Here is a 22,387-nt window from a genome sequence, read left to right as displayed (position 1 = left end):
TCAGACTCCGAGGAACAGCTTGAGCACCGACAGGGCGGCAATGCCGCCGACGATGAAGGCAGCGAAGGTGATGGCGAGCAGGCTGGCCATCTTCAGGCCTTCGCTATGCACGTAGTCTTCGATCACCACCTGCAGGCCGAGCTTCATATGCCAGAAGACGGCCAGGATGCTCAGCAGGGCGACGACGGCGAGCAGCGGATGCTTGAAGGCCGCAGTGACGGCGGCATGGTCGCCGGTGGCCAGCTTCAGCAGCGTCACCAGCATGATCAGCAGCAGCGGGATCATGGCGATGGCGGTGATGCGCTGCAGCCACCAGTGCTGCACGCCTTCCTTGGCGGCGCCCAGGCCGCGCACGCTCTTCAGATGGGTGCGCATGGTCGGAATGGACTTGCTCATGATGCGCTCCTCACTTCCAGGCGTAGGCCAGGATCCAGGCCAGCACGGTCAACACGACCGAACCGCCGATCACCGCCCAGCCCGATTTGTTGGCGACCGGAAGGCTGTAGCCATGGCCGGCGTCCCAGAAGAGATGCCGGATGCCGTTCAGCAGGTGGTAGAACAGCGCCCAGGTGAATCCGAGCAGGATCAGGCGGCCGAGCCACGAGCCGAGGCAGGCCTGCACCATCGCGTAGTATTCCGGACCGGCCGCGGCCGCCACCAGCCACCAGGCCAGCAGCAGCGTGCCGGCCGCCAGGCCGCAGCCGGTGGCGCGATGCAGGATCGACGTCGCCATGGTGACGGGCCAGCGATAAATCTGCAGGTGGGGAGAGAGCGGTCGTTCGACGTTCGCCATTTTTGCGCCTTCGCCCAAGGGCATGACCCGCAGGCATCTTGGATGGGGCGGTGCGCCGGCGACAGCAGGGGAATGCAGCCGATTCGACGCCCGAAAAGCAGGCCGGATACTAGACCGGGGCCCTGCTGAGTCAATGATCGTGCGAATCTGTTTTTAACCGTCTAAACCCCCGGCTTGCAAGGGATTTTCGGTTTCAGCCCGCGCCGAAGGCCGCTCTTGCGAACGGCTCTTATCTATGAAAAACGAACGATCGTTCTAATCAGTCGACCAAGGCTTTATCGCCGCCGTTTTTCCCGCTTCGGCATCAGCACCCAGTAATCCAGCTCCAGCACCACACAGTCGGGATATTTCCCGGCCGCGTCGCGGTCGGGGAAGGCGGTGCCCGGCTGGTCTTTCAGGGCCAGGGTGCGCAGACGCAGGGCGCCGGCATCGCTGCGGCCATCCAGCTCGGCTTTGTCGATCACCTGTGACCAGGCGTAGATGGTGTTGCCAGCAACGGTGGGGTTCACATGGCGGCCGCCATTGATCGCCAGCACGAAGGCGGCGTTGGCCAGACCGTTGAAGCTGAGCGCACGCGCCATGCTGATGACATGGCCGCCATAGATCAGGCGGCGGCCGAGCTTGTCCTGACCCTGGCGATGCTGGTCGAAATGCACCTTCGCGGTGTTTTGGTACAGCCGCGTCGCCAGCATATGCTCGGCTTCCTCGATGGTCATGCCATCGACATGGTCGATCTTCTCGCCGGGCTCGTAATCTTCCCAGCCATGGCGGCTGCCGGCCAGCGTCCAGTCGTAATGGGCCAGATCCAGCCCGGGCGGCAGGCGCAGCTGCGCCGGTGCGACATGATCCAGCAGCGGCGGCACGCGCTCATCGGCGACGACGGCGTTTTCGTCGCGCTTTTTCACCATCACCCAGCGCACGTAATCCAGCACCAGCTCGTCGCCATCCTTGTAGCCCTGGCTGCGCACATAGACGATGCCGGTTTTCTTGTTCGAATTTTCCTTCAGGCCGATGACGCGTGAGACCGTGTAGATGGTCTCGCCGGCATAGACCGGGCTGAGCCAGCGGCATTCGGCATAGCCCAGATTGGCGACGGCATTCAGCGAGATATCCGGCACGGTTTTGCCGAAGACCACATGGAAGGCCAGCAGATCGTCGACCGGCGCGCCGCGCAGGCCCAGCCGGCGGGCAAAGGTATCGGCCGATTGCGCTGGAAAGCGCGTGCCGTAGAGCGCGGTATAGAGCGCCACATCGCCGGCGGTGATGGTGCGTGGCGTGGCGTGGCGGATTTCCTGGTCGAGACGGAAGTCTTCGAAGAAATTGCCGGGATTGGTCTTGTCGCTCATGCCTTCATCTTCCTGTATCCGCCTGTGCGGGTCATCTTCATGACCCGCCGATGACGAAGGAATGGTTAAGCCGCCTGCAGTTTCGCGATGGCGTCGGCCAGGGCGGCCAGCTTCTTCGCCTGCTCTACATGCAGGTTCTCGATCAGCTTGCCATCCACCAGCACCACCGCCTTGCCGTCTTTCGATGCGGCTTCGAAGGCGGCGATGATCTTGTGGGCATAGGCCACCTGCGCTTCGCTGGGCGCGAAGACGCGGTTGGCGGTGTCGATGGTCTTGGGGTGGATCAGCGTTTTGCCGTCGAAGCCGAAGTCCAGGCCCTGGCGGCAGGCGGCTTCGAAGCCGGCCTCATCATCAAGGTCGAGATGCACGCCATCGAGGATCGCCAGCCCATAGGCGCGGGCGGCGAGGATGCAGATGCCCAGCGCGGTCAGAACAGGAAGCCGCAGCGGTGTGTGCTGCGCGTTCAGGTCTTTGACCAGATCGGAGGTGCCCATGACGAGAGCGGACAGACGTTTGGACGACCCGGCGATGGTCTCGGCATGCAGGATGCCTTTCGGCGTTTCCATCATGCACCAGATCGCGGTCTTGTCCGGCGCGCCATGCTGGTTGAGCAGCTGCTCGGCCTGCTGCACCTGGGCAGCAGTCTCCACCTTAGGCAGCAGGATGGCATCGGGACCGGCTTTCGCCGCGGCGATCACATCCTCGATGCCCCAGGGCGTGTCGAGACCGTTGGTGCGGATAATCAGTTCGCGCCCGCCATAGCCGCCGGCGATCACCGCCGTGCAGACCTGCTCGCGGGCCAGGGCCTTCTGCTCGGGCGCCACGGCGTCCTCAAGGTCGAGGATCAGCGCATCGGCCGCCAGAGTCCTGGCCTTCTCCAGCGCCCGGGCATTGGAACCCGGCATGTAGAGCACGCTGCGGCGGGGGCGGGCGGTGGCGGTCATGCGGCTGTCTCTCGGTTGTCGTCGTTTCTGTCTATGCTGCATTGCACAAGGCCCCGCCACTATAATCGGGGTCCGGGTCGTGGCAAGTTTCCGTCGCGACAGGAATCGTCCGTGTAATTACGACCTTGGGACCCCCGGCCATGCGCGTGCTCAGCATCCAGAGTCAGGTCATCTATGGCCATGTCGGCAACAATGCCGGCGTGTTTCCGCTGCAGCGTTCAGGCATCGAGGTCTGGCCGGTGCCCACCGGCCTGCTGGCCTTCAACCCGTCCTACGGCCCGCCGGCGCACCGGCCCACGGCGCCCGAGGAAATGGACGCCTGGATCGCCGCGCTGCAGACCCGGCCGGAATGGAACCGGATCGACGCCGTGCTGCTCGGCTGGCTCGGCAATCCGCGCACGGCCGAGGCCGCCGGTCGCGCCGCGCTGGCAGTGAAGGCGGCCAACCCGAACGCGATCTTTCTTTGCGACCCGGTCATGGGCGATACCGACAGCGGACTCTATGTCGATCCCACCCTGCCGGCCTTCATCCGCGACAAACTGTTTCCCTCGGCCGACATCATCACACCGAACGGTTTCGAGCTGGACTATCTCACCGGCGGGCCGATCGCGTCGCTGCCCGCGGCGCTTTCGGCCTGCGATGCGCTGCGGACCAAGGGTCCGTCGACCGTGATTGCCACCACCCTGCACCGGCAGGATGGCGGCGCGGGCCGGCTGGAAGCCTTGCTGGTGAATGCCGAGGGCGCCTGGCTGGCCTCCGTGCCCGATCTTGGCGAGGGCCTGCCTAAAGGCGCGGGCGATCTCTTTGCGTCGCTGTTCCTGGCCCGCACGCTCAAGGGCAAGCCGGCGAAGAAGGCCTTGCTGTTTGCCATGGCCGCCACTTTCACGCTGCTGCGCGATGCCCTGGAAAACCGGGCGCCGGAAATGCGTCTGGAACTGATGCAGGAGGCCCTGGTCTCGCCGCAGGTCTTGCCCGACATCCAGCGCGTGCGCTGATCCTTACGGGATGTCGCGCACCAGGGCGCCGTAACCGTCGTAAAAGATGGTGAAGCCCAGCAGCATGTCGACGCGATACCCGTTCGCTGCCAGAGGCAGGATCAGGCGTTCGACCTCGGCGGCATCGGCATTCATGCGAAAACGCGGCACGCCGCGCCGGTGACTGATCTCGCCATTGCTGGCGGCGGCGACGAAACTGCGCGAGCGCGTGGTCACGGCTTCAAAGCCCGGTTCCATCTCATGCAGCCAATTGCCGGTCTTCGGGCCGCCGAAGCCGATATCGACATGGCTGCCGACCAAGCGGAAGCGGAAGCGCGGGATGCTCATCTCCGGTTCCGGCGGATGCACCTCCAGTAGCCAGGCATAGGGCAGCAGCGCCGGCATGCCGAGCGGATCGATATGCTGGCGGCCGGGCAGCTGGCCAGGGCCCGGTATGGCGCTGCGCCAATAGGCCAGGCCCTGCTGCATCGCCGGATGCGCGTCGGGCGGCAGGGTGAAATCCGCGTTCATTCGCCGGGATCCATCAGCGTGCGGCCGGCCGAGAGGAACAGCGAGATGCAGAACAGCATGTCGACCCTGCGCCCATCGGCAGCCAGCGGTAGGAACAGCCGCTCAATGGTCAGATGATCCAGGCCGAGCGGAAACTGCGGCTGGCCGTGGCGATAGCGCAGCTGGCCGTCGCGCACCGGGCCGGCAAAGGCCTCGAAGCGGCCGCTGCTGACGAAATCCGGATCGACTTCGTCGAGCCAGCGCCCCACCACGGTTTCGCCGGCTTCGGTGATGCGGCGGATCGCGGTACCCAGCAGGCGATAGCGGAACCGCAGGGGCCCGCTGTCATCGGTATTGCCTTGGACGTCGATCATCCAGATATGCGACAGCAGCTTTGGGATTGCGGTCGGTTCCACATGCTGGCGGCCGGGCAGCAGGTCGGGTGCGGGCCGCACCGAGGCCCAGTAGTCATGGGCCTGGCGGATCATCGGATGGGCGTCGGCCGGCAGTGCAAGGGATGCTGTCATGGCGCCGCGAACCTGCGGTCATGCGGATGCGTTCCGTCAGGTGTGGTCGGCTGCATCGTGAGCGTGGAGCGGGGAAGGAAGCGGATAGCCATTTGCAATGGCATTACAGCGAAGCCTTCGCGGTTGCGCAATGCGTCAATGGTATGGTTATTCCTGCAGCCGCTCAGCAGGCAGACGATTGCCGTTAACCGCAAAGAAACGGGCCGCTGTTGCCAGCGGCCCGTGAAGGCAAAGACTCTTCTGCTTCTACGAAAGGTTACGCGGCCTGCTTCTTCAGGTGGCGGGCCGCCAGCACTTCGGCAATCTGCACGGCATTCAGCGCCGCGCCCTTGCGCAGGTTGTCCGAAACCACCCACATGACCAGGCCGTTGTCGACGGTGAAGTCCTCGCGGATGCGCGACACGAAGGTGTTGTAGTCGCCGGCGCATTCCAGCGGCGTGATGTAGCCGCCGTCTTCACGGCGATCCAGAACCTGCACGCCCGGCGCGGTGGAGAGGATTTCGCTGGCCTCTTCGGCGCTGATCGGCTGCTCGAACTCGATGTTGATCGCTTCCGAATGGCCGATGAACACCGGCACGCGCACGCAGGTGGCGGTCAGCTTGATCTTCGGGTCGAGAATCTTCTTGGTCTCGGCCGTCATCTTCCATTCCTCCTTGGTGTAACCGTCGTCCATGAAGACGTCGATATGGGGAATGACGTTGAAGGCGATCTGCTTGGTGAACTTCTCGCGCACGACGGGATCGTTGACCAGGATCTGCTTGGTCTGACGCTCCAGCTCGTTGACGCCCTCGTTGCCGGCGCCCGAGACGGACTGGTAGGTGGCGACGACGACGCGCTTGATGGTGGCGCGGTCATGCAGCGGCTTCAGGGCCACGACGAGCTGCGCGGTCGAGCAGTTCGGATTGGCGATGATGCCCTTCTTGGTATAGCCGGCGATGGCGTCGGCATTCACTTCCGGCACGATCAGCGGCACGTCGGGATCCATGCGCCACTGGCTGGAATTGTCGATCACGATGGCGCCTTGGGCGGCCACGCGCGGCGCCCATTCCTTCGAGGTGGCGCCGCCGGCCGAGAACATCGCGATGTCGGTGCCGCGGAAGTCGAAGTCTTCCAGCGCCTTCACCTTGATATGCTTGTCGCCGAACATGACGTCGCGGCCAACCGAGCGGCGCGAGGCGAGAGCAACCACTTCCGAAACCGGAAACTTGCGTTCGTGGAGAATGTTGAGCATTTCGCGGCCCACCACACCGGTGGCGCCGACAACGGCGACCTTATAGGTCATATCTGGCCTTCTTTCGCTGCGTCCGGCAGATCGACACCCGGCGGACAAGGGAACACGAGACGAATGTTGGTGCCCGGCAGGCCGCGCCCGGCAGGCGAGGCGGAAAATAGGCCCGCAAACCCCCGCAATCAAGCGGGAAATTGTCGCGGTTGACACCGGATCGGCAGCTTTGTACCTTTCGGTACAAATTTAGGAGCCCGTCCTCATGACCCGCCCCCCGCTGCCGCCGTTTACCGCTGAAACCGCCGCCCAGAAGGCCCGCATGGCGGAAGATGCCTGGAATGGCCGCGATCCAGCGAAAGTGGCGTTGGCCTATACCGAGCAGAGTATCTGGCGGAACCGCGCCGAGTTCATCCAGGGCCGCCCGGCCATCGAGGCGCTGCTGACCCGCAAATGGCAGAAGGAACTCGACTACCGCCTGATCAAGGAGGTCTGGGCCTTCACCGGCAACCGCATCGCCGCGCGCTTCGCTTATGAATGGCATGACGACAGCGGCAACTGGTATCGCAGCCATGGCAATGAACAGTGGCAGTTCGACGAGAACGGCCTGATGGAACGCCGCGAGGCCAGCATCAACGATGTGCGCATCGCGGAAGCCGACCGCAAGTTCCACTGGCCGCTGGGGCGCCGTCCCGACGACCATCCGGGGCTGAGCGATCTGGGGCTGTAATGCCCGCCGCATTGATCACCCGCGCCGACGCCATAGCCCGTATCGCCGAGGTTTTTCGCGAACAGGGTTTCGAGGGCACGAGTTTAAGCGCCATCACCGAAGCCTCGGGGCTCGGCAAGGGCAGCCTGTACAACCACTTTCCCGGCGGCAAGGACCAGATGGCGGCCGAGGTGCTGGCCCATGTCGATGCCTGGTTCGAGGCCGAGGTCTATGCACCGCTGCGTAACAGCACCGCTGCGCGCACCGCCATTGCTGCGATGTTCGCCGCCACCGATGCGTATTTCCGCAGCGGCCGGCGCATCTGCCTGGTCGGCGCCTTCGCGCTGGATGCGACGCGCGACCGTTTCGCGGTTGCCGTGCAGGACTATTTCACCCGCTGGATTGATGCGCTGCAGGCGGCGCTGCAGCGCGGCGGCGCGGGGAATGCCCGGGCGCTGGCCGAAACCACGGTAGCGGGCATCCAGGGCGCCCTGGTGCTCAGCAGGGCGCTGGACGATCCGGCGGTGTTCAGCCGCCAGCTCGAACAATTACAGACGCAGGTCATGTCGGCCCTTGCCTGACGTTGGGGCAGCGACCTTAATCTTCCCTCAAAGCATAAAACCGGAGGGAACGAGAATGGCCGACATGATCCTGCACCACTATGGCACCTCGCCCTTCTCGGAAAAGGTGCGCGTCGCCTTCGGCATCAAGCAGGCGCCGTGGCAGTCGGTGAAGATTCCGCCGATGATGCCCAAGCCCGATCTTACGGCGCTGACCGGCGCCTATCGCAAGACCCCGGTGATGCAGGTTGGCGCCGATATCTACTGCGACACCCAGATCATCCTGCGCGAGATCGAGCGCCGGTATCCGTCGCCGACCTTCTATCCGGGCTCGGCCAAGGGTCTGGCCGAGGGCGTCGCCTACTGGGCCGACCACCAGCTCTTCTCGGCCTCGGTCGCTATCGCCTTCGGCCTGATGGGCGAGCAGATGCCGGATGCTTTTCTGGAAGATCGCGCCAAGTTTTCCGGCCGCACCATCGACCGCACGAAGATGAAAATGCAGGCCGCGGTGATGAATGGTCCGCTGCGCGCGCATCTGGGCTGGATCGAGGATGCCCTGCATGACGGCCGCAAATTCCTGTTCGGCGATGCGCCCAGCCTCGCCGACCTCGCGGTCTATCACTGCGTCTGGTTCGTGCGCGACCGGGCGAAAGCCACCGATCTCGCCGATTACACGGCGCTGAATGTCTGGGCCGACCGCATGAAGGGCTTCGGTCATGGCAGTCCGGCCGACATGGATTCCAAGGCCGCCATCGAGATCGCGAAAAATGCCGAGCCGGCGACGCTGAAAGGCGGCGTCTGCGCCAACACGCTCGGCCTTGCCGAGGGCGCCATGGTCAGCGTGACGCCCGACGATACCGGCCGCGATGCCACCATCGGGGCGCTGGTGGGGCTGGATGCCCAGAGCGTGACGATCCGCCGCGAAACGCCGGAGACCGGCATCGTGCATGTGCATTTCCCGCGCGCCGGCTTCATCCTGGTGCCGCATAAGGGGTGAACGTCATGGGCAAGACCATCGAAGTCTTCTACGATGTCTCCTCGCCCTGGACCTATCTCTGCTTCGTCAATGTGCAGGGACTGGCCAAAGAACAGGGCGCGGAGATCGTCTGGCGGCCGTTCCTGGTCGGCGGCGTATTCAACACGGTGAACCCCACCATGTATCGCATGCGCGAGAACCCGGTGCCGGCGCGCGATGCCTGGGTGAAGCAGGACCTGCAGGCCTGGGCGAAACTGGCGGGCATCAAGATCACCTTTCCGCCGGCGGTGTTTCCGGTGAATTCCGTGAAGGCGCTGCGCGGCCTGCTCTGGGCCAAGACGCAGGGCGAAGGCAAGGAGGCAGCACTGGCGACGGCCTTCTTCGAACTCTACTGGAGTGAAAACCGCGACATCAGCCAGGACGATGTGGTGGCGGAAGCGGCCAGGCGCGCCGGCCTCGATCCGGCCCGGCTGGCGCAAGCGATCACCGAACCCGGCGTGAAGGAGCAGCTCAAAGCCAATACCGACGAGCTGATCGCGCGCGGTGGCTTCGGCTCGCCGACGCTGTTTGTGAACGGCCAGATGTTCTTCGGCAACGACCGCCTGCCGCTGGTGCGCGAGGCGCTGAGACGACTATAGTTGGTCCATGAAACGACTTTTTCATTGCCTTTCTGCCGGCTTGGGGCTGATCGGACTATGCGCATCTCTGCTTGCTGGAGCACAGACGCGAGGGCCTAAGGGGTATCACGATAATCCCCTACGTGCAGACGGCATTGGGGCTTTTATCATCGGCATGACGCTTGACGACATGAGGCGCGTCTCCGGTCTCACGTTCGAGATTACACGTTTCGATCCGAACGATACCGATCCCCCGCCACCATTTGAAAACGACGGCTGCTACTACGCAACTCCGTTGGGGGTGGCTGATGAGATCGCTTTCATGATGGCTTATGGTCGCATGGTGCGCGTGGATACCTATGAGCCGCCAGTCAAGACAGCAAAGGGCTTTGGTGTAGGTGATCGGGATGGCGATATTCTGACAGCCTACAAATCAGACGGAATTCTGTCCGAACCGCATTTCTATGTCGGTAAGGATGGTCGCTACCTGATTGTTCCATCGTCACCGGACGGTATGACGGGTATTCTCTTTGAAGTTGTCGACGGTGTGGTGGTGGGAGTTCGTGCTGGCTTGTCCGAATACATCCAGGATGTCGAAGGCTGTCTTTAGGAACGCCTGAGCAGCCCCGCGCCCGCATGAGTCAGCGCCTGCAGGCCAAAGCCCAGGAAGATCACGCCGCTGATCCGCGTCACCCAGAGTTCGTGGCGGCGATAGAGCCGTCGCACCGGCGCCGCGCCGATCACCCAGACCAGGATCGCGTCGCCGATGATGAAGCCGGCGCAGGCGGCCAGCAGCAGCGGCGGCAGGCTGGCCCAGGTCAGCTCGCCGGCATGGGCGGCGAGTAAAGCTGTGAACATGGCAATCGCCACGGCATAGCTTTTCGGGTTGGTGATGCCAAAGGCCAGGCCGCGCCGCAGCGGCTGCGCCACGTCGGTGTTGAGCGCGCCATCAATGCTGCGCTTCACGGTGACGGCGCGCCAGCCCAGCAGCAGCAGATAGGCGCCGCAGATCAGGCCGAGGATATCGAACACCAGGGTGCCGAGGCTGGTCGAGCCGATGATCGCCACCAGCGCCAGCGCGCCCCAGACAATGTCGCCGGCGAAATGCCCGGCGAGGAATTTCAGGCCGGCGACCCGTCCCTGTCCGGCGCCGATACCCAGCAGGGCGAGGAAAGCCGGGCCGGGCGTCAGCGTATAGGCGGCGCCGGCAAGGGCGGCAGCAAGATAGAGCGAGAGCGGCATGGCGGCCTCTTTGATCCGGAGCGGCGTTGCGTCTAGCCTAGCGGGGGTGGCGGAGAGAGCAAGATGCGACAGTGGATACTGGGATTTCTTGTCGGAGGGCTGATGGTGGCGGCCATGCCGGCATTTGCCCAGGACACCGTGCGGTTCCGGGCGCTGCATGAGCCCGTCGATCTGGTCGGCTATCTGTTCCTGCCGAAAGACGCTGCGAGCGCACCGGTGCCGGCCGTGATCCTGATGCATGGCCGCGCCGGCGCCTATTCCTCGCTGGCGAAAGGCGTCTACACGGCGACAACCCTGTCGCAGCGCCATCGCCAATGGGCCGAGCGCTGGGCCGGGCAGGGCTATGCGGCGCTGATCGTCGACGGCTTCGGCCCGCGCGGCTATCCAGCCGGTTTCGAGCGCGGCACCTATGACAGCCGCCCGGCCGAGATCGACGAGACCGTGGTGCGACCGCAGGATGCCTATGCGGCGCTGGCCTATCTGCGCGGCCGCGGCGACATCGCCGGGAACCGCGTCGGCCTGATGGGCTGGTCGAATGGCGGCAGCGCCGTGCTGGCGGCGCTGGCACCCGATGCGCCGGGCCTGGCGCCGAGCGGTGGTGCGGCACAGGGCTTCCGCGCTGGGCTGGCGTTTTATCCCGGCTGTGCGCTGAAGGACAAATACAAGGGCGGACTGCTGCCCTATGCGCCGGTGCGGATATTTGCCGCCGAACTGGATGAGGAAGTGGCGCCGAAGATCTGTGTCACGCTGGCTGGCCGCAGTCGTGCGAAGGGCGCCGACCTCACGGTGCAGGTCTATCCCGGTGCCGTGCATGGCTTCGACGATCCCGGCCGCGAGCGCCAGGCCGTGCCGGCCAACCGTGCTGCGACCGAGGATGCGACGCGGCAGGCGCTGGCCTTTTTCGCCGACCGCCTGAAATAACCGTGCCATGCTGGCCGTGATCGCGATCCCGGAGTTTGCGCCCGCCGATGCGGCCTGGATCGAGGCCATCCGCCGCGCCCATGATCCGCAGGTCGATCGCGTTGTCGCCCATGTGACGCTCAGCTTTCCGCATGCCCCGGCGGATGCCGACTGGTTCGCCGGCCATGTGGCCGCGATGGCGGCAGTGACGCCGGCTTTCGATGTAGTGTTCGACCGGCTCGGCCGCATGGAGGATTCATACGCGCCGAAATACCGCTTCCTCAATGTGCTGCATGCCGATGCAGCCGCGGCCGGATCACTGACGGCGCTCTATCGCATGCTGGGCGGAAAAGATGTGTATGAGCCGCATCTGACGCTGACCCGCTTCGGCGCGGTGTTTTCGGCCAAGGCACTGGAGCGGCAGATGGGCGCGTTGCAGAAACCGGTTGCTGGCCGCATCGCGGCGCTGCAGCTGCTGCGCATCGAGCATGGCAACATCCGCGTCGCGGGCGAATACCGCCTCGGCGGTTAGGGCTTCTCCAGCGGATGGGCCTGGAAGCAGGCGAGCTTTTCCGCCCGTTCGGTCAGGTCGTAGAGGCTGGCATAGAGGCCGGCCGGCACCAGATCGTCGGGCAGCATGACGCGCAGGAAGCTGACCGTCACGGCGGCGGTGATATCGGCCATCGACATCTGCTCGCCCAGCATCCATGGCCCCATCTTGTGGGCATCCAGGGCGGCGAGGCCGCCGCTGGCCTGGCGCAGCAGATGCTGGCGCCAGGGCTCGTGCACCTTGTCGGCCGGCCGCCGGCGCACCTCGTAGATGGCATTCACCGCCTTGTCCATCACGCCGCTGCCGATCGCCATCAGCTGGATGCAGTCGCGCCGCGTGCGGCCATGCCGCGGGATCAGGCTTTTCGCCGGGCCGACCAGTTCCATCAGGTAATCGAGGATGGCAGCCGACTCGATCAGCCGTTCGCCGCCTTCCAGTTCCAGCACCGGCACGCGGCCGACCGGATTGAGTTCTAGGCCGCGGTCGGGATCGGCGGTGACCGAGAGGTATTCGCGCGTATGCGGGATATCCAGCAGGGTCATCGCCACGGCGACGCGGCGGGAATAGGGCGACAGGTTGCGGCCGATCAGCTTCAGCATGGTCACCCTCCCAGACGACAGGGCAACAGTCGCCAAAGCAGTGCTGTCATGCAAGCCCAAAGAAAAAGGCCGGAGGGTTCAGCTCCGGCCTTTGACTATTCTGGATGCTGCGCTGAAATCAGGCAGCCAGGCGGTCGAGTTCCATCAGCAGGGCGTCGCCCATGCCGGTGGTGCCGACGCGGGTGCCGCCGCCGCCGAGATCGGCGGTGCGGATGCCCTTGCTCAGTACATTCTCAGCGGCCTGGTCGATCAGGTCGGCATCGGCGCTGAGATCGTAGGCATAGCGCAGCGCCATCGAGAAGCTCTGGATGGTGGCGAGCGGATTGGCGATGCCCTTGCCGGAAATGTCCGGGGCCGAGCCATGCACCGGCTCGAACAGCGCCATGCGGCGACCGGTGGCAGGGTCCGCTGCGCCCAAAGACGCAGACGGCAGCATGCCGAGCGAACCGGTCAGCATGGCGGCGGCGTCCGAGAGGATGTCGCCGAACAGGTTGTCGGTCACCATCACGTCGAACTGCTTGGGCGCGCGCACCAGCTGCATGGCGCCGTTATCGGCATACATATGCTCCAGCTGCACGTCCTTGAACTGCTCCTGGTGCAGCTTGGTGACTTCCTCGCGCCACAGCACGCCGGATTCCATCACATTGGCCTTTTCCAGCGAGGTCACCTTGTTGCCGCGCTTCTTGGCTAGCTCGAAGGCGACAGCCGCCACACGGCGGATTTCGCTGGTGGTATAGACCTGCGTATTGATACCGCGACGTTCACCATTGGGCAGGGTTTCGATGCCGCGCGGCTGGCCGAAATAGACGCCGCCGGTCAGTTCGCGCACGATCATGATGTCGAGACCTTTGACGATCTCGGGCTTCAGGCTGCTGGCATCCACCAGGGCGTCGAAGCATTTGGCCGGGCGCAGGTTGGCGAACAGGTCCATTTCCTTGCGCAGGCGCAGTAGACCGCGTTCGGGCTTCTGGTCAAACGGCAGGTTGTCCCATTTCGGGCCGCCGACGGCGCCGAGCAGAACCACGCCGCAATCCAGCGCATCCTGCATGGTGTTGTCATGCAACGGCGTGCCATGCTTGTCGAAGGCCGAGCCGCCGACCAGGTCTTCCTTGACGTCGAAGGAGACATGCCGGCGCTTGTCCATCCAGGCGATGACGCGACGGACCTCGCCCATCACCTCGGGGCCGATCCCGTCGCCGGGCAGCATCAGCATGGTACGATTGGAAGCCATTCTTGTGTTCCTCTGTGCTTTCTCATTGTCACCCGCGGACTTGATCCGCGGGTCCCATTAAATGGGATGCCCGGGTCAAGCCCGGGCATGACGGTTTGGGTTCTTTGTTACCGTCCAGCCTGGGCGTAAAGCCAAGGCTGGGTGCCGTGCTGCTTGCCTTCGAAGCTGTCGATCTTCGACTTCTTCTCCAGCGTCAGGCCGATATTGTCCAGGCCGTTGAGCAGGCAATGCTTCTTGTGGGCGTCGATCTCGAACTTGATCACGTTGCCATCGGGACCGGTGACTTCCTGCTTGGCCAGGTCGACGCTGATGCGGGCATTCTGGCCGCGCTTGGCGGCATCCATCAGCTTGTCGACCTCGGCCTGCGGCAGGGTGATCGGCAGGATGCCGTTCTGGAAGCAGTTATTATAGAAGATGTCGGCATAGCTGGTGGCGATCACGCAGCGGATGCCGTAATCCAGCAGCGCCCAGGGCGCATGCTCGCGGCTTGAGCCGCAGCCGAAATTGTCTCCGGCGACCAGGATCTGCGCGCCCTTGTACTGCGGCTGGTTCATGAAGAAATCCGGCACCGGCTTGCCGTCCGGGGTTTCGCGCAACTCGAAGAACAGGCCCTTGGCCAGGCCGGTGCGCTCCACGGTCTTCAGGAACTGCTTGGGGATGATCATGTCGGTGTCGACATTGATCATCGGCAGCGGGGCAGCGACGGCGGTGAGCGTGGTGAACTTGTCCATGATGTCTTTCTCCTCGCTCAGATGAACTTGCGCACGTCGGCGAGCTTGCCGGTGACGGCGGCGGCGACAGCCATCGCCGGGCTCATCAGATGCGTGCGGCCGCGCGCGCCCTGGCGGCCTTCGAAGTTGCGGTTGGACGTGCTGGCGCAGCGCTCTTCCGGCTTCAGCTTGTCGGCGTTCATCGCCAGGCACATTGAGCAGCCGGGCTCGCGCCATTCGAAGCCGGCCTCGACGAAGATCTTGTCCAGGCCTTCCGCTTCGGCCTGGTTCTTCACCAGCCCTGAGCCCGGCACCACCATCGCCTGAACACCCGCGGCTACCTTGCGGCCCTTGGCTACGGCGGCGGCGGCGCGCATGTCCTCGATGCGGCCGTTGGTGCAGGAGCCGATGAAGACGCGCTGGATCGGCACGCTGTCCAGCTTCTCGCCGGCCTTCAGGCCCATGTAGTTGAGCGCACGTTCCAGGGCGATGCGCTTCTGCTCGTCCTTCACATCGGCCGGGTTCGGCACGCTGCCGGTGATCGGCGCCACGTCCTGCGGGCTGGTGCCCCAGGTGATATGCGGCGCAATATCGGAGGCTTTCAGCTCCACAACCGTGTCGTAATGGGCGCCGTCGTCAGAGGGCAGGGTCTTCCACCAGGCCAGCGCCTGCTCGAAGGCGGCGCCCTTGGGCGCATGCGGCTTGCCCATCACATAGTCGAAGGTCTTCTGGTCCGGCGCGATCAGACCAGCGCGGGCGCCGGCTTCGATCGACATGTTGCAGACCGTCATGCGGCCTTCCATCGAGAGCGCGCGGATGGCGCTGCCGGTGTATTCCATTACATAGCCGGTGCCGCCGGCGGTACCGATCTTGCCGATGATGGCGAGGATGATGTCCTTGGCGGTGACGCCCGGGCCCAGCTCGCCGTCGATGTTGATCTTCATGTTCTTGGCCTTGCGCTGCGGCAGGGTCTGGGTGGCGAGCACGTGCTCGACCTCCGAGGTGCCGATGCCGAAGGCCAGGCTGCCGAAGGCGCCATGGGTCGAGGTATGGCTGTCGCCACAGACGATGGTCATGCCGGGCTGGGTATAGCCCTGCTCCGGGCCGACGATATGCACGATGCCCTGGTTGACGTCGTTCATCGGGTAATAGTTGACGCCGTATTCCTTGGCATTGCGGTCCAGCGTCTCGACCTGGATGCGGGCTTCCTCGTCCTCGAAAATGAACTGCAGGCGGTCCGGGGTGGTCGGCACGTTATGGTCGGGCACGGCGACGGTGCGGTCGGGACGGCGGACCTTGCGGCCGGCGGCCTTCAGGCCGGCGAAGGCCTGGGGCGAGGTGACCTCATGGACCAGGTGCAGGTCGATATAGATCAGACCGTTCCCATCGGCGTCGATATCGACCAGATGGCTGTCCCAGATCTTGTCGTACAGGGTGCGGGGCGCGGTCATGGCAGCTGGTCCGTTCTTTCAGAGTATTTTTATTGCGAGCAGGGGCGTTACGGGGCGGGGATTCAAACCCAGTGCGGCCCCCGCGTCCAGTGGGGATCGTGTCCGGCCGGGTGGATTTAAATTCCCCTCCGGCTTAAAAGAAATTCCCATGGCCCATCTGCCCAGCCGCCGCCTGCTGCCCCTCAACGCCCTGAAGGCCTTTGAAGCCGCCGGCCGCCACCTCAATTTCACCGCCGCCGCCGAGGAACTCTCGGTGACGCTGTCGGCCATTTCCCACCAGATCCGCCAGTTGGAGGAGCTGCTGGGGGTGCCGCTGTTCCACCGGACCAGAAAAGGCCTCGTGCTGTCGACCGAGGGGCAGCTGATCCTGCCCGACGTGCAGCAGGGCTTCGACTACCTGGTCAGTGCGCTGTCCAAGCTGGAGGCCCGGCGCGGCGAGGGCACGCTGACGCTCTCGATGCTCTCCACCTTCGCCATGCGCTGGTTCATCCCGCGCCTGCCGCGCTTCCAGGAGGCCTATCCCGATATCGAGGTGCGCATCACCACCTCGCTGAAGCCGGCCGACCTGGAGCGCGAGGGCATCGACTGCGCGATCCGCTATGGCGACGGCGACTGGCCCGGCCTGAAATCGACCCGGCTGTTCGCCGAGGCGCTGGTGCCGGTGGCGCATCCGAAATTCAAGGACCTCATCAAAAAACCGGAAGACCTGAAGAACCAGAAGCTGCTGCATTCGCAGAACCGCCGCGAGGACTGGCGTGTCTGGCTCAAGGCGACCGGCCAGACCGATATCGATCCGGTGATCGGCCAGATGTTCGAGACGCGCTCTTACGCGATCCAGGCGGCGGTCCAGGGCATGGGCATCGCCGTGATGGATCCGGCGATGGTGGCCGAGGAGATCGCCGGCGGCCGCCTGGTGCAGCTGTTCGACGCCACCCTGCCGCTCAGCAATGCCTACTGGTTCGTCTGCCTCGAACACATGGCCGACGCGCCGCGCCTGAAAGCCATGCGCGATTGGCTCACCGAAGAAGTCAAAGCGCCGGCCTAGGCCGGCGCGCTCAGCCGCAACGCCATCTGCCGCACCATGCTGCGCACGATCAGCTTGTGGAACGGCATGATGATCGCGAGATAGACGCGGCCCAGACGGTTATGGGTGCGCACGGCAGTGGTGAGGGTGATGCGACTGCCGGCGGCGGCGGGATCGATCTTCATCAGCGCGCGGAAATCCAGATGGCCGTCATCCAGGCCCGAAACCACGGCCTCGACAGACTCGCTCAGCACCGGAAAGCCCTTGCGGATCTTCGGCGCCTTGTAGCCGAGTCGGCCCATCACGGCATTGCGGATATCCAGCAGCGCGCTGGCCCAGGCCGGTGGCGTGCTGAAGAATTCGGCCGAGAGAATACGCGCATCGAGATCGCGGCGCGCCACGGTGACGCTGAAGGCATCGGCGAAATCGCAGCCGGGCAGGCTGGCGACAAAGGCCGGATCGGCGGGGACGACCGTGACGGTAGGCATGCCCTCACTATGGGCCGGTGTTGCGATGCCGTCCCGCTTCACGATGTCGCAGGCGGCTCAGTCGCCCTGTTCAGTCAGTTTCTCTGCCACCCGTTTCATCAGGCTGCGTACGATCAGCTTGTGGAAGGGCATGATGATCGTCAGGTAGACGCGGCCGAGCCGGTTATGGGTGCGCACGATGGTGGTCAGCGTGACCAGACCCAGATCGGGTCCCTCGGGCCCGAGCCGCAGCGTGTCGACGCGGAACTGGGTGCGGAAATCCAGATGGTCGTCATTGAGGCCGACCACCACTTCGGTGGCATCCTCGCGCAGCACCGGTAGGCTCTGCACCATCTCGTCGGTCTTCAGGCCGAAGCGCCGCATCACCGCATTGCGCAGGCGCAGCAGCCAGCCGGCCCAGTCTGGCAGCTTGCTGAAGCACAGCGCCGCCACCTCGCGCGCATCCACGCCGCCGCGCGCCACCGTCATGGTGAAGGCGTCGGAAAAGTCGCAGCCCGGCAGGCTGGCGACGAAATCGGGATCGGGTGTTGCCGCGACGATGACGGGATGGACGGACATCGGCGCAGCATGCGGTCTGCACGCTGCGCCGTCCATTGCCCGAAGGAAGGAGGGGCCTGAAGGAACGAGTGTGGCGGCGTTACGCCGCCGGCACGCCCAGTTTGGCTGCGATATAGCGGCGCTCCTGGGTCAGGCCGCCAAAGCCGTAGGCATAGCCATGCACGTCATGGACGTAGACATAGCTTTCGTTATGCAGCGGCCCGAGCAGCTCGCCCATGGTCTTGAACACGGCGGCGATGAAGGCGGCCTTCTCGTCCTTGGTGTTGGTGCTTTCCACGATCTTGATGTCGAGGAAGAAGCTGGCCAGCTTCTGTTCGGCCAGCGACGGCCCGCCGGCGAACCAGTGCTCGGCCGGCACGGCTTCCACGGTGACGGCGGTCAGCGTCTGGTCCTTGCGCAGCTGTTCGGCCGAGATGCGGCTGGCCGCTTTGGCAATGGCCTGCACGAGGCCGGGCTTGTCGCTGGGGGTGGAATATTTGACCTGAATGATCGGCATGGGGTGGCTCCTGTCTGCGGGCGTTGCTGGCCCGTGAGAAGCAGGATAGGGTCGGCTTGACCATTACAGAAGTCGACCTATGATCATATCAGTCATAACGTATTGATATGATGGAAACGGCCCTCGACATTGATGCCCTGCGCGCCCTGGTGCTGGTGGCGGATTACCGCAGCTTCACCCGCGCGGCCGAGGCGCTCGGCACCAGCCAGGCGGCGATCAGCCTGCGGCTCAAGCGGTTGGAGGCGCGGCTCGGCCGCCGCCTGCTGGAACGCACGCCGCGCCTGGTGCGGCTCACCCCCGATGGCGACACGCTGGTCACCGAGGCCCGCCATGTGCTGGCGGCCCATGATGCGGCGCTGGCGGCGCTGGACGCCAAACCTCAGCGCCCGCTGGTGCTGGGCGTCAGCGACCAGGCGGTCGGCGCACAGCTGCCCGGCCTGCTGGGCCGCGTGCGTTCGCGCCTGCCCGGCCTGAAGCTGGAAGTGCGCATTGGTTTATCGAGTGACCTCGGCAGCCTGTATGAGCAGGGCAAGCTTGATGCCGCCATCCTGCATCAGGTCGGCAACAAACCCCCGCGCGGCGCCGAGCTGCTGCTGAAAGACCGGCTCGGCTGGTTCGCCGCGCCGGATTTCCAGCTGAAGGCCGGCGAACCGTTGCCGCTGGTGGCGCTGGCGGCGCCCTGTTCGGTGCGGGCCGCCGGCATCCGCGCGCTCGATCAGGCGCGCATCGACTGGACCGAGGCTTTCACCGGCGGCGGCGTCGGTGCGCTTGCCGCGGCGTTGTCGGCCGGGCTGGGCGTGGCGGTGCTGGGCCGGCGGGCGCGGCTGCCTGGCATGGTGGAGCTGACAAAAAAACAGCGGCTGCCGGTGTTGCCGGCAACCGCCCTCTTTTTACTGTCGCGCGTCAGCGATCCTGTGCTGTCGCGTGGCCTGCGCGAGATCGCATCTGCGATCCGCGCCGATCAGTAGTGCAGTTCAGCGCTTGTCGACGCTGAACGGGCCCGGGCCGTAGACGGCCACGAACAGCAGGCCGCCGATGATCGCCAGGTTCTTGGTGAACATGATCTGCTGGATCATCTTCGCCGCTTCCGGCACGGCCCAGAACTGGTGGAAGCCGAGCGCGGCAACCAGGGTGAACAGCGCCAGCAGCAGGGCGGCATAGCGGGTCTTGAAGCCGACCAGCAGCGCCAGGCCGACGCCCAGCTCGATGACGATTGCCAGGACGGCGGCCACTTCCGGCAGCGGCAGGTTGGCCGACTTCACATAGCCGACGGTGCCGGCGAAGTTGCCGATCTTGCTGATGCCGGCCGGCACGAACAGGATCGCGATCAGGATGCGGCCGAGCAGCGGGCCGAATTTCTCAAGCAAAGCCATGGGAGTCAGTCCTTCTTGTCTTGGTGTTTATTGTTGTTGTCGTTGTGTTGAACGGGGTGGCCCGACTGTATCGGGCCACCCCGGGTTTTCCAATAACACGCCCGGTTATGCTGATAACACGTTCGTGTTAGCCAGAAGTCTGGTCTCAGGCCGCCTTGTCCATCGCCGCCAGTGCTTCGGCTTCGCGGGCCATCGCACGCTGCACGGCGGGGCGCTGCTGCATGCGCTCGAAATGCTTGGCGTAGTTCGGGAAGGCCGAAACATCGAGGCCGAGCTTGGTCGCCCAGTTGAAGAAGACAAAGATATAGGCGTCAGCCGCCGACCAGTCGCCGAACACCCAGTCCTTGGTCCCCAGCGCCTTTTCGACGATGGCGAAATTGGCGGCCGTGGCCTTGGCCGCCAGCGACTTCACGTTGTCGGCGCTGTCGGGCAGGTCGGTGAAGTTCTGCGGGCCGAAGAAGCGGCCCATCACCGGATGGATGCCCGACGCGCACCAGGCGATGAAGGCCAACGCCTCGGCTTCCTTCAGGGCATCGCCGGCCGGCAGCAGCTTGGCATTCGGATAGGTGCGGTTCAGGTAATACTGAATCGCGGTGTTCTCGGTCAGCATCTTGCCGTCCACACCCAGCATCGGCACCTTGCCCTTGGGATTCAGCGCCAGGTATTCCGGCGTGCGGGTCTGGCCCTTGCGGGTATAGGTCGGCTTCGGCGTGAACTTGGCGCCGGCTTCCTCAAGGCAGATATGCGTCGCCAGCGAACAGGCGCCTGGCGAGAAATAGAAATCGAGATTGGCCATGGTGGTATTCCCTCCGGTTACGTTTCCCGGCCGGGACTGTAAGCCCTGGCGGGGGATCGAGGGATAGCTCATGGCACTATCAATTTGCAAGTAGGCACCCAAACCCTCTATACTTACCGAATGGCTACTGAAAGCGACCTGGATTTCCGCCACGATCTGACCGCCGACGGTCAGCCGCTCTGCGCGCGCATGATCTGCGCCACGCTCGATCTCATTGCCAACAAATGGGCGGTGCCGATCATCCTGACGCTCGCCCGGGCCAGGGGGGCTCCGCTGCGGTTCAGCGAGCTGTCGCGCGCCATCCCGCTGATCACGCAGAAAGAGCTGACCAAGCAGCTGCGGGCGCTCGAAACCGCCGGGCTGGTCGGCCGCCGCATTCACGCTGCCGTGCCGCCAAAGGTTGAATATTGGCTCACCGATCTGGGCCTCTCCCTGCGGCCGGTGCTGGACGAGCTCGGCAAATGGGCGGCGAAGAACGGCCCGCAGCTGGCGTCGGCGCGCGAAGCCGCAGAGTAGCAAACCGGAAAAAACGAAAAGCCGCCCGCCGGATTTTGCATCCGGCAGGCGGCTTCAAACTCTCAAGCTCGCTCAGCCGGCACGAAGCCGGCTGACAGCACTTAGGCCTTGGCGATCTTGCCGCTGGCGTCGCGCTTCTCGGTGATGCGGGCGGCCTTACCGGTGCGGCCACGCAGGTAGTACAGCTTGGCGCGACGCACGTCGCCGCGGCGGACCACCACGATCGACTCGATGCGCGGGCTGTACAGCGGGAAGATACGCTCGACGCCTTCGCCGTAGCTGATCTTGCGCACGGTGAAGGAGGAGTTCACGCCGCGGTTCGAGCGGGCGATGCACACGCCTTCATAGGCCTGCACGCGCTCACGGCCGCCTTCGACCACCTTCACGTTAACGGTGAGCGTGTCGCCCGGGGCGAAGTCCGGCACGGCGCGCGCCGCCACCAGGGCATCGGACTGCTCTTTCTCGATCTGCTGCATCAGGTTCATGGCACTCAGCCTTTCTTCTTCCAAAAGTTCAAAACGCGTTCAACTGGTTCTGCCGGCATCCTTGCGGCGCCGACGGTAGTCGTCCCACAGGTCCGGGCGGCGTCGGGCGGTGATCTCTTCCGCCATCGCACGCCGCCAGGCTGCGATCTTCTCGTGGTGGCCGGACAGCAGCACATCGGGCACTGCCAGGCCTTCCCACTCCTGCGGCCGGGTATACTGGGGATATTCCAGCAAACCGTCCGCGAAACTCTCCTCGGTGCCGGACTCTTCGGCACCCATCACCCCGGGCAGCAACCGCACGACTGCATCAAGCAGTGCATATGCGGCGATCTCGCCACCCGACAGGACGAAGTCGCCGAGGCTGACCTCGACAACGGGGCGTGCCTGCAACAGGCGCTCGTCCACCCCCTCGAAGCGGCCGCAGAGCAAGGTTGCTCCGCCTGCCGCCTTCGCCTCGTGCACCAGCGCCTGATCCAGGCGCCGGCCGCGCGGCGAAAAATAGATCAGCGGCTGGCCGCTGATATCGCCCTCTGCTGCCGCCAGCGTCTCGTCGATCGCCGTGGCTAGAACATCGGGCCGCATCACCATGCCGGGCCCGCCACCGAAGGGGGTGTCGTCGACGGAGCGGTGTTTATCGCGTGCGAAATCGCGAATGTCCACCGCCGTCAGGCGCCACTTGCCCTCGGCCAGGGCCTTGCCGGCCAGACTCTGCCCCAGCGGGCCGGGGAACATGGCTGGATACAGGGTCAGTATCCGCGCCTCCCACGGCCGCACCGGCGCCGTACTCATC

30 protein-coding genes are annotated in these 22,387 nt (G+C 64.9%); 11 read left to right on the top strand and 19 right to left on the bottom strand.

Annotation, left to right across the window (positions count from 1 at the left end):
- From sdhD to AC1ROB_RS00490, 4 genes are all read right to left on the bottom strand, one after another.
- The gene (sdhD, locus tag AC1ROB_RS00505; protein ID WP_492972728.1) at positions 1 to 396 is read right to left on the bottom strand and encodes a succinate dehydrogenase, hydrophobic membrane anchor protein; all 396 of its coding nucleotides are present in this window, start codon (positions 394 to 396) and stop codon (positions 1 to 3) included.
- Between the two features lie 10 nt (positions 397 to 406).
- On the bottom strand, positions 407 to 793 hold the full coding sequence (gene sdhC / locus AC1ROB_RS00500) for a succinate dehydrogenase, cytochrome b556 subunit (RefSeq protein WP_492972729.1): 387 nt from the start codon (positions 791 to 793) through the stop codon (positions 407 to 409).
- A gap of 275 nt (positions 794 to 1,068) precedes the next feature.
- Entirely contained in the window at positions 1,069 to 2,139 is a 1,071-nt protein-coding gene (locus AC1ROB_RS00495; protein WP_492972730.1) for a MaoC family dehydratase, read from the bottom strand.
- Between the two features lie 65 nt (positions 2,140 to 2,204).
- Positions 2,205 to 3,083, bottom strand: coding sequence for an HpcH/HpaI aldolase/citrate lyase family protein (locus AC1ROB_RS00490; protein WP_492972731.1), 879 nt, complete (start codon positions 3,081 to 3,083; stop codon positions 2,205 to 2,207).
- 140 nt (positions 3,084 to 3,223) lie between these two features.
- Between AC1ROB_RS00490 and pdxY the strand changes: the two genes are divergently transcribed.
- Positions 3,224 to 4,078 (top strand): pyridoxal kinase, encoded by an 855-nt coding sequence (pdxY, locus tag AC1ROB_RS00485; RefSeq protein WP_492972732.1) that lies wholly within the window; start codon positions 3,224 to 3,226, stop codon positions 4,076 to 4,078.
- A 3-nt stretch (positions 4,079 to 4,081) separates the two neighbouring features.
- On the opposite strand, the gene AC1ROB_RS00480 is transcribed toward pdxY, so the two are convergent.
- The 3 genes from AC1ROB_RS00480 to AC1ROB_RS00470 all read right to left on the bottom strand — a co-directional run bounded on the left by AC1ROB_RS00480 (position 4,082) and on the right by AC1ROB_RS00470 (position 6,376).
- Positions 4,082 to 4,588, bottom strand: coding sequence for a PAS domain-containing protein (locus AC1ROB_RS00480; protein WP_492972733.1), 507 nt, complete (start codon positions 4,586 to 4,588; stop codon positions 4,082 to 4,084).
- Positions 4,585 to 5,094: a PAS domain-containing protein gene (locus AC1ROB_RS00475; protein WP_492972734.1), complete on the bottom strand. Its 510-nt coding sequence runs from the start codon at positions 5,092 to 5,094 to the stop codon at positions 4,585 to 4,587. The genes AC1ROB_RS00480 and AC1ROB_RS00475 overlap by 4 nt, the downstream gene beginning before the upstream one ends.
- A 256-nt stretch (positions 5,095 to 5,350) precedes the next feature.
- On the bottom strand, positions 5,351 to 6,376 hold the full coding sequence (locus AC1ROB_RS00470) for an aspartate-semialdehyde dehydrogenase (RefSeq protein WP_492972735.1): 1,026 nt from the start codon (positions 6,374 to 6,376) through the stop codon (positions 5,351 to 5,353).
- 205 nt (positions 6,377 to 6,581) lie between these two features.
- Here AC1ROB_RS00470 and AC1ROB_RS00465 point away from each other — a divergent pair, with 205 nt between their 5' ends.
- From AC1ROB_RS00465 to AC1ROB_RS00445, 5 genes are read left to right on the top strand one after another with little or no spacing between them, the layout of a single operon-like run.
- Positions 6,582 to 7,046 (top strand): nuclear transport factor 2 family protein, encoded by a 465-nt coding sequence (locus tag AC1ROB_RS00465; protein WP_492972736.1) that lies wholly within the window; start codon positions 6,582 to 6,584, stop codon positions 7,044 to 7,046.
- On the top strand, positions 7,046 to 7,606 hold the full coding sequence (locus tag AC1ROB_RS00460; RefSeq protein ID WP_492972737.1) for a TetR/AcrR family transcriptional regulator: 561 nt from the start codon (positions 7,046 to 7,048) through the stop codon (positions 7,604 to 7,606). The genes AC1ROB_RS00465 and AC1ROB_RS00460 overlap by 1 nt, the downstream gene beginning before the upstream one ends.
- A 55-nt stretch (positions 7,607 to 7,661) precedes the next feature.
- Positions 7,662 to 8,582, top strand: coding sequence for a glutathione S-transferase family protein (locus tag AC1ROB_RS00455; protein WP_492972738.1), 921 nt, complete (start codon positions 7,662 to 7,664; stop codon positions 8,580 to 8,582).
- A 5-nt stretch (positions 8,583 to 8,587) separates the two neighbouring features.
- Positions 8,588 to 9,199, top strand: a complete 612-nt coding sequence (locus AC1ROB_RS00450) for a 2-hydroxychromene-2-carboxylate isomerase (RefSeq protein WP_492972739.1) — start codon at positions 8,588 to 8,590, stop codon at positions 9,197 to 9,199.
- A gap of 7 nt (positions 9,200 to 9,206) precedes the next feature.
- On the top strand, positions 9,207 to 9,788 hold the full coding sequence (locus AC1ROB_RS00445; protein WP_492972740.1) for a hypothetical protein: 582 nt from the start codon (positions 9,207 to 9,209) through the stop codon (positions 9,786 to 9,788).
- On the opposite strand, the gene AC1ROB_RS00440 is transcribed toward AC1ROB_RS00445, so the two are convergent.
- On the bottom strand, positions 9,785 to 10,420 hold the full coding sequence (locus tag AC1ROB_RS00440) for a LysE family translocator (RefSeq protein ID WP_492972741.1): 636 nt from the start codon (positions 10,418 to 10,420) through the stop codon (positions 9,785 to 9,787). The two genes, AC1ROB_RS00445 and AC1ROB_RS00440, sit on opposite strands and share 4 nt — an antisense overlap.
- A gap of 63 nt (positions 10,421 to 10,483) precedes the next feature.
- Here AC1ROB_RS00440 and AC1ROB_RS00435 point away from each other — a divergent pair, with 63 nt between their 5' ends.
- Positions 10,484 to 11,341 carry a dienelactone hydrolase family protein gene (locus tag AC1ROB_RS00435; protein WP_492972742.1) on the top strand — a complete coding sequence of 286 codons (858 nt, stop codon included), beginning with the start codon at positions 10,484 to 10,486 and terminating at the stop codon, positions 11,339 to 11,341.
- A 7-nt stretch (positions 11,342 to 11,348) separates the two neighbouring features.
- Positions 11,349 to 11,852, top strand: coding sequence for a 2'-5' RNA ligase family protein (locus AC1ROB_RS00430; protein ID WP_492972743.1), 504 nt, complete (start codon positions 11,349 to 11,351; stop codon positions 11,850 to 11,852).
- Here the strand turns inward: AC1ROB_RS00430 and AC1ROB_RS00425 are convergent.
- The 4 genes from AC1ROB_RS00425 to leuC form a co-directional block, all read right to left on the bottom strand.
- Positions 11,849 to 12,469, bottom strand: coding sequence for a glutathione S-transferase family protein (locus tag AC1ROB_RS00425; RefSeq protein ID WP_492972744.1), 621 nt, complete (start codon positions 12,467 to 12,469; stop codon positions 11,849 to 11,851). The genes AC1ROB_RS00430 and AC1ROB_RS00425 overlap by 4 nt on opposite strands.
- 118 nt (positions 12,470 to 12,587) lie before the next feature.
- Positions 12,588 to 13,700: a 3-isopropylmalate dehydrogenase gene (leuB, locus tag AC1ROB_RS00420; protein ID WP_492972745.1), complete on the bottom strand. Its 1,113-nt coding sequence runs from the start codon at positions 13,698 to 13,700 to the stop codon at positions 12,588 to 12,590.
- Between the two features lie 107 nt (positions 13,701 to 13,807).
- Complete coding sequence (leuD, locus tag AC1ROB_RS00415; protein WP_492972746.1) at positions 13,808 to 14,431, bottom strand: 3-isopropylmalate dehydratase small subunit; 624 nt, start codon at positions 14,429 to 14,431, stop codon at positions 13,808 to 13,810.
- Between the two features lie 17 nt (positions 14,432 to 14,448).
- On the bottom strand, positions 14,449 to 15,861 hold the full coding sequence (gene leuC, locus AC1ROB_RS00410) for a 3-isopropylmalate dehydratase large subunit (protein ID WP_492972747.1): 1,413 nt from the start codon (positions 15,859 to 15,861) through the stop codon (positions 14,449 to 14,451).
- Positions 15,862 to 16,009: 148 nt separating this feature from the next.
- On the opposite strand from leuC, the gene gcvA reads away from it, so the two are divergent.
- Positions 16,010 to 16,906, top strand: coding sequence for a transcriptional regulator GcvA (gcvA, locus tag AC1ROB_RS00405; protein WP_492972748.1), 897 nt, complete (start codon positions 16,010 to 16,012; stop codon positions 16,904 to 16,906).
- On the opposite strand, the gene AC1ROB_RS00400 is transcribed toward gcvA, so the two are convergent.
- The 3 genes from AC1ROB_RS00400 to AC1ROB_RS00390 form a co-directional block, all read right to left on the bottom strand.
- Positions 16,903 to 17,373, bottom strand: a complete 471-nt coding sequence (locus AC1ROB_RS00400; RefSeq protein ID WP_492972749.1) for a DUF2867 domain-containing protein — start codon at positions 17,371 to 17,373, stop codon at positions 16,903 to 16,905. The genes gcvA and AC1ROB_RS00400 overlap by 4 nt on opposite strands.
- 57 nt (positions 17,374 to 17,430) lie before the next feature.
- Positions 17,431 to 17,931, bottom strand: a complete 501-nt coding sequence (locus tag AC1ROB_RS00395; RefSeq protein ID WP_492972750.1) for a DUF2867 domain-containing protein — start codon at positions 17,929 to 17,931, stop codon at positions 17,431 to 17,433.
- Between the two features lie 79 nt (positions 17,932 to 18,010).
- Entirely contained in the window at positions 18,011 to 18,427 is a 417-nt protein-coding gene (locus AC1ROB_RS00390; protein ID WP_492972751.1) for a tautomerase family protein, read from the bottom strand.
- A 107-nt stretch (positions 18,428 to 18,534) separates the two neighbouring features.
- Here AC1ROB_RS00390 and AC1ROB_RS00385 point away from each other — a divergent pair, with 107 nt between their 5' ends.
- A complete protein-coding gene (locus AC1ROB_RS00385; RefSeq protein ID WP_492972752.1) occupies positions 18,535 to 19,395 on the top strand; it encodes a LysR family transcriptional regulator in 861 nt (286 codons plus the stop codon).
- A gap of 6 nt (positions 19,396 to 19,401) precedes the next feature.
- Here AC1ROB_RS00385 and AC1ROB_RS00380 read toward each other — a convergent pair whose 3' ends face one another.
- Both AC1ROB_RS00380 and AC1ROB_RS00375 read right to left on the bottom strand, forming a co-directional pair.
- Complete coding sequence (locus AC1ROB_RS00380; RefSeq protein ID WP_492972753.1) at positions 19,402 to 19,800, bottom strand: DoxX family protein; 399 nt, start codon at positions 19,798 to 19,800, stop codon at positions 19,402 to 19,404.
- Positions 19,801 to 19,945: 145 nt separating this feature from the next.
- Positions 19,946 to 20,596, bottom strand: a complete 651-nt coding sequence (locus AC1ROB_RS00375) for a glutathione S-transferase family protein (RefSeq protein WP_492972754.1) — start codon at positions 20,594 to 20,596, stop codon at positions 19,946 to 19,948.
- A 120-nt stretch (positions 20,597 to 20,716) separates the two neighbouring features.
- On the opposite strand from AC1ROB_RS00375, the gene AC1ROB_RS00370 reads away from it, so the two are divergent.
- A complete protein-coding gene (locus tag AC1ROB_RS00370) occupies positions 20,717 to 21,112 on the top strand; it encodes a winged helix-turn-helix transcriptional regulator (RefSeq protein ID WP_492972755.1) in 396 nt (131 codons plus the stop codon).
- Positions 21,113 to 21,213: 101 nt separating this feature from the next.
- Here the strand turns inward: AC1ROB_RS00370 and rplS are convergent, their stop codons facing one another.
- Together rplS and trmD are read right to left on the bottom strand one after the other, a co-directional pair.
- Positions 21,214 to 21,597, bottom strand: a complete 384-nt coding sequence (gene rplS, locus AC1ROB_RS00365) for a 50S ribosomal protein L19 (protein WP_492972756.1) — start codon at positions 21,595 to 21,597, stop codon at positions 21,214 to 21,216.
- Between the two features lie 39 nt (positions 21,598 to 21,636).
- Positions 21,637 to 22,386 carry a tRNA (guanosine(37)-N1)-methyltransferase TrmD gene (trmD, locus tag AC1ROB_RS00360; protein WP_492972757.1) on the bottom strand — a complete coding sequence of 250 codons (750 nt, stop codon included), beginning with the start codon at positions 22,384 to 22,386 and terminating at the stop codon, positions 21,637 to 21,639.
- Position 22,387: the final 1 nt, after the last annotated feature.

The organism is Ferrovibrio sp. GW821-FHT12F09 (assembly GCF_058806775.1).
This window is presented reverse-complemented; position numbering and strand designations above follow the sequence as displayed.

What these genes read in the sequence shown, in the direction of transcription:
- AC1ROB_RS00395 (WP_492972750.1), bottom strand. Translation starts at nt 17,931, where the DNA reads ATGTCCGTCCATCCCGTCATCGTCGCGGCAACACCCGATCCCGATTTC.
- AC1ROB_RS00385 (WP_492972752.1), top strand. Translation starts at nt 18,535, where the DNA reads ATGATGGAAACGGCCCTCGACATTGATGCCCTGCGCGCCCTGGTGCTG.
- AC1ROB_RS00370 (WP_492972755.1), top strand. Translation starts at nt 20,717, where the DNA reads ATGGCTACTGAAAGCGACCTGGATTTCCGCCACGATCTGACCGCCGAC.
- AC1ROB_RS00400 (WP_492972749.1), bottom strand. Translation starts at nt 17,373, where the DNA reads ATGCCTACCGTCACGGTCGTCCCCGCCGATCCGGCCTTTGTCGCCAGC.
- sdhC (WP_492972729.1), bottom strand. Translation starts at nt 793, where the DNA reads ATGGCGAACGTCGAACGACCGCTCTCTCCCCACCTGCAGATTTATCGC.
- trmD (WP_492972757.1), bottom strand. Translation starts at nt 22,386, where the DNA reads ATGAGTACGGCGCCGGTGCGGCCGTGGGAGGCGCGGATACTGACCCTG.
- gcvA (WP_492972748.1), top strand. Translation starts at nt 16,010, where the DNA reads ATGGCCCATCTGCCCAGCCGCCGCCTGCTGCCCCTCAACGCCCTGAAG.
- rplS (WP_492972756.1), bottom strand. Translation starts at nt 21,597, where the DNA reads ATGAACCTGATGCAGCAGATCGAGAAAGAGCAGTCCGATGCCCTGGTG.
- leuD (WP_492972746.1), bottom strand. Translation starts at nt 14,431, where the DNA reads ATGGACAAGTTCACCACGCTCACCGCCGTCGCTGCCCCGCTGCCGATG.
- AC1ROB_RS00475 (WP_492972734.1), bottom strand. Translation starts at nt 5,094, where the DNA reads ATGACAGCATCCCTTGCACTGCCGGCCGACGCCCATCCGATGATCCGC.
- leuC (WP_492972747.1), bottom strand. Translation starts at nt 15,861, where the DNA reads ATGACCGCGCCCCGCACCCTGTACGACAAGATCTGGGACAGCCATCTG.
- AC1ROB_RS00440 (WP_492972741.1), bottom strand. Translation starts at nt 10,420, where the DNA reads ATGCCGCTCTCGCTCTATCTTGCTGCCGCCCTTGCCGGCGCCGCCTAT.
- leuB (WP_492972745.1), bottom strand. Translation starts at nt 13,700, where the DNA reads ATGGCTTCCAATCGTACCATGCTGATGCTGCCCGGCGACGGGATCGGC.
- pdxY (WP_492972732.1), top strand. Translation starts at nt 3,224, where the DNA reads ATGCGCGTGCTCAGCATCCAGAGTCAGGTCATCTATGGCCATGTCGGC.
- sdhD (WP_492972728.1), bottom strand. Translation starts at nt 396, where the DNA reads ATGAGCAAGTCCATTCCGACCATGCGCACCCATCTGAAGAGCGTGCGC.
- AC1ROB_RS00430 (WP_492972743.1), top strand. Translation starts at nt 11,349, where the DNA reads ATGCTGGCCGTGATCGCGATCCCGGAGTTTGCGCCCGCCGATGCGGCC.
- AC1ROB_RS00490 (WP_492972731.1), bottom strand. Translation starts at nt 3,083, where the DNA reads ATGACCGCCACCGCCCGCCCCCGCCGCAGCGTGCTCTACATGCCGGGT.
- AC1ROB_RS00495 (WP_492972730.1), bottom strand. Translation starts at nt 2,139, where the DNA reads ATGAGCGACAAGACCAATCCCGGCAATTTCTTCGAAGACTTCCGTCTC.
- AC1ROB_RS00425 (WP_492972744.1), bottom strand. Translation starts at nt 12,469, where the DNA reads ATGCTGAAGCTGATCGGCCGCAACCTGTCGCCCTATTCCCGCCGCGTC.
- AC1ROB_RS00445 (WP_492972740.1), top strand. Translation starts at nt 9,207, where the DNA reads ATGAAACGACTTTTTCATTGCCTTTCTGCCGGCTTGGGGCTGATCGGA.
- AC1ROB_RS00470 (WP_492972735.1), bottom strand. Translation starts at nt 6,376, where the DNA reads ATGACCTATAAGGTCGCCGTTGTCGGCGCCACCGGTGTGGTGGGCCGC.
- AC1ROB_RS00380 (WP_492972753.1), bottom strand. Translation starts at nt 19,800, where the DNA reads ATGGCTTTGCTTGAGAAATTCGGCCCGCTGCTCGGCCGCATCCTGATC.
- AC1ROB_RS00480 (WP_492972733.1), bottom strand. Translation starts at nt 4,588, where the DNA reads ATGAACGCGGATTTCACCCTGCCGCCCGACGCGCATCCGGCGATGCAG.
- AC1ROB_RS00460 (WP_492972737.1), top strand. Translation starts at nt 7,046, where the DNA reads ATGCCCGCCGCATTGATCACCCGCGCCGACGCCATAGCCCGTATCGCC.
- AC1ROB_RS00450 (WP_492972739.1), top strand. Translation starts at nt 8,588, where the DNA reads ATGGGCAAGACCATCGAAGTCTTCTACGATGTCTCCTCGCCCTGGACC.
- AC1ROB_RS00390 (WP_492972751.1), bottom strand. Translation starts at nt 18,427, where the DNA reads ATGCCGATCATTCAGGTCAAATATTCCACCCCCAGCGACAAGCCCGGC.
- AC1ROB_RS00455 (WP_492972738.1), top strand. Translation starts at nt 7,662, where the DNA reads ATGGCCGACATGATCCTGCACCACTATGGCACCTCGCCCTTCTCGGAA.
- AC1ROB_RS00435 (WP_492972742.1), top strand. Translation starts at nt 10,484, where the DNA reads ATGCGACAGTGGATACTGGGATTTCTTGTCGGAGGGCTGATGGTGGCG.
- AC1ROB_RS00465 (WP_492972736.1), top strand. Translation starts at nt 6,582, where the DNA reads ATGACCCGCCCCCCGCTGCCGCCGTTTACCGCTGAAACCGCCGCCCAG.
- AC1ROB_RS00375 (WP_492972754.1), bottom strand. Translation starts at nt 20,596, where the DNA reads ATGGCCAATCTCGATTTCTATTTCTCGCCAGGCGCCTGTTCGCTGGCG.